Source organism: Alistipes sp. AF14-19, from assembly GCF_003461645.1.
Classification (GTDB): domain Bacteria; phylum Bacteroidota; class Bacteroidia; order Bacteroidales; family Rikenellaceae; genus Alistipes; species Alistipes shahii.
The window spans coordinates 1-2,540 of the sequence record NZ_QTXM01000046.1 but is presented as its reverse complement, the minus strand read 5'-3'; the positions used below and the strand labels follow the sequence as shown (position 1 = coordinate 2,540).

Genomic DNA, 2,540 nt, shown 5'->3' with positions numbered 1-2,540 from the left:
GTACTTTTTGCGGCCAAAAAGTACAAAGTACCCCGCGGGCGAAGACCGCGGTTGTCCTTTCTCCGCTGCAAGCGAGAATGCGGCGGTTGCACCTCCTGCACGTTGCCGCTGGCCGCGAACAATCCCGGCCCGATGCCGTGCCCGTCAGACCCCGCCGAAGAGACGGCTCCCGCGGCGGATCAAATCGAGAAAGCGTCGAACCCGCCGTCGACGACGGCCAGCGCGCCCGTCACGAACGACGAAGCGTCGCTGACGAGGTAGTGGATCGTACCCAGCAGCTCCTCCGGCTCGGCGAAGCGTCCGGCGGGCGTGTGGGCGATGATCGTCCGCGCACGGTCGGTGTACGAACCGTCCTCGTTGGTCAGCAGCGCGCGGTTCTGGTTCGTCAGCAGAAAGCCCGGGACGATGGCGTTGACGCGCATCTCGGGGCTGAACTTCATGGCCAGTTCGGCGGCCATGTACTTCGTGTAGTTGGCGATGGCGGCCTTGGCGGCTCCGTAGCCCACCACGCGGGTCAGCGGACGCAACGCCGATTCGGAGCAGAAGTTGACGATCACGCCCTTCCTGCGGGCCGTCATGGCCTCGCCGAAGACCGTCGTGGGCAGCACCGTGCCGAACAGATTGAGGTCCACGACCTTGCGGAAAGCTTCGATCTCCAGGTCGAGGAACGACTTGTCGGGAGCGATCGTCGCACCGCCCATGTTGCCGCCCGCGGCGTTCAGCAGGATGTCGATCTGCCCCCAGGCCCCGAGAATCGCCTCGCGGTTCGACACGAGCACCTCGCGGTTCAGCACGTCGGTCGCGAAGAAGAGCGCATCGCCGCCCGCAGCGCGGATTTCGCCGACAAGCGCTTCGCCCGCCTTTTCATCGCGGTCGAGCACAGCGACGCGTGCGCCCTGCCCGGCGAGGTAAGCGCAGATCGAGCGGCCCAGAATCCCGGCCCCACCCGTCACAACGACGACACGGCCCCGGATGTCAAAGAGATTTTTCATGTTTTTCAGATGATGTTGTTTTTATAATACGGTATATTCTCTTTCAGCAGGATGTCGATGGGCATGTTGTTGACCTTCGACGGAGCGCGGCCCTCGACGAGCCATTCGCACAGGGCCATCACCGCGCGGTAGCCCTGCGCCTCGGGACGCTGGGCGACGAGCGCCGTCACCACGCCCGCGGAGAGCATCTCCCCGTTGCGGCGGATCACGTCGTAGCCCACCAGCCGCACGCCATCGCGCCGCCGCGCCGCCAGATAGCCCGCAAGGATGTAACACGTCGAATTGAAGGTCACGGCCCCGGCAATCGACGGATTTTCGCGGAACATCTCATCCAGCACGCGGCCGTTGCAGGCTTCGTCGTCCAGCCGCAGCGCGGCGTAGTGCAGCCGGCCCCGGAAGGCATGCGCTTCGAGGTAACTGCGGAATCCCGCCTCGCGGTTGCGCCACTGGTTCGAACCGGCGTCGCCCCGGTGAACGATCCGGCCCACGACGATGTCCGCTCCCGGATCGAGGCGGTCGAACAGCAGCCGTGCGGCGACCGCCCCGGCGTCGAACGACGACGTGCCGAAATAGGCCAGCCGGTTGCAGGCGGGAATGTCCGAATCGACGAAGACATAGGGCACCCCCCGGGCGTCGAGTTCGCGGGTGAACGGCTCGACCATCTCCGCGAAGAGCGTGGCGATCACCGCGCCGTCGAACTCCTCGCGGCGCAGCGTCTCCAGCAGGCTTTCGAACGACGAACGGTCGTACTGGTCGAAGCAGAAACGGCGGACCGTGACGTTGTAACGCACGGCCTCGGCCTCGGCGCGGGCGATTCCGGCCTCGAAATCGGCCCAGTACTCTCCCGGGGCGAAACGGGGCATGACCGCGCAGAGCGTGTACCTGCGGCCCGACGCCAGCGAGCGGGCGATCAGGTTGGGACGGTAGTCGACCCGCCGCAGCACCTCATTGATGCGCGCGAGGTTCTCCTCCGAGACCTTGCCGCGGTTGTGGATCACGCGGTCGACCGTCGCCACCGACACCCCCGCCATGCGGGCGATGTCGACGATGCGGACCGTGATATGTTCGTTGTCGGACATGGTTTGCGCTGTTCTTCGGCGTTACATCGGCAAAGCTATGCAAAATTTTCGAAAATAGCAAGTGTGTGCGCACACACCTGACGATTCGAGCCCAAAAAGACCGGACCCGAAGTGGGTGTGGGTTTATAATGATGTAACGACTTAATTAATGAGTCGTTACATTTTTGTATAGGATAATAGGTAACGAGAAGGCAACGGTTTATTTTCAGTTGATTGCGCTCAAATACCGCATTTCAAATAACTATTTGCAAGATACGAAAAGTTTTTGGAATTGGCAAATCAAACAGTGCGTCGAAAACAAAACGGATGGATTCACCTCTTTATGATTTAAGTTCAAAAGCAAGAAGAAAGGGCCTAACGTAAAGCATAGGTCTCGCGAATTTATATCTTTTCCGGAACCTTCAATATTATGCCATGTTAATTTTGTCAGATATAAGTTAAATCGGTATTTTTTCGTATATTGGATAAT

The 2,540-nt window shown here is 60.7% G+C and carries 2 protein-coding genes; both read right to left on the bottom strand.

Annotation, left to right across the window (positions count from 1 at the left end):
• Positions 1-179 precede the first annotated feature (179 nt).
• Positions 180-992, bottom strand: a complete 813-nt coding sequence (locus tag DWW03_RS16310) for an SDR family oxidoreductase (protein ID WP_022061076.1) — start codon at positions 990-992, stop codon at positions 180-182.
• A 5-nt stretch (positions 993-997) separates the two neighbouring features.
• The gene (locus DWW03_RS16305) at positions 998-2,071 is read right to left on the bottom strand and encodes a LacI family DNA-binding transcriptional regulator (protein ID WP_022061077.1); all 1,074 of its coding nucleotides are present in this window, start codon (positions 2,069-2,071) and stop codon (positions 998-1,000) included.
• Positions 2,072-2,540 lie beyond the last annotated feature (469 nt).

What these genes read in the sequence shown, in the direction of transcription:
- DWW03_RS16310 (WP_022061076.1), bottom strand. Translation starts at nt 992, where the DNA reads ATGAAAAATCTCTTTGACATCCGGGGCCGTGTCGTCGTTGTGACGGGT.
- DWW03_RS16305 (WP_022061077.1), bottom strand. Translation starts at nt 2,071, where the DNA reads ATGTCCGACAACGAACATATCACGGTCCGCATCGTCGACATCGCCCGC.